This window comes from Vibrio sp. S234-5, from assembly GCF_000960595.1.
GTDB lineage: Bacteria > Pseudomonadota > Gammaproteobacteria > Enterobacterales > Vibrionaceae > Vibrio.
Map to the genome: position 1 here is coordinate 1 of NZ_JZAM01000234.1, position 289 is coordinate 289.

The 289-nt window shown below is 46.7% G+C and carries 1 protein-coding gene; it reads right to left on the reverse strand.

The window, feature by feature from the left end; genetic code table 11:
* A partial coding sequence (locus UF06_RS14430; RefSeq protein ID WP_045571066.1) for a transposase occupies positions 1-289 on the reverse strand: 289 nt, incomplete at both ends.

The following is a 289-nucleotide window of genomic DNA, read 5'->3' on the forward strand; positions in this document are numbered from 1 at the left end:
AGCCAGCTCCACACTTGTTCTATCGGGTTTAGCTCTGGTGAATAGGGCGGGAGCTTGATGATACTGACATTGCTAAACGGTTCTGCAATGTCATTGGTATGCCAACTCGCCCCATCCATAATGATGACGGCATGACGCCCTTTCTCTGTGACAGCCGATATTTGCTTTAAATGCTCGATCATGATCTCTTTATTAACCCAAGGAACGACCATCGCTTCGCCAATTCCTCTCGCGGGACAGACAGAACCAAACAGATACGCATATTCAAATTGTTGTTGCTTCTTGTCTG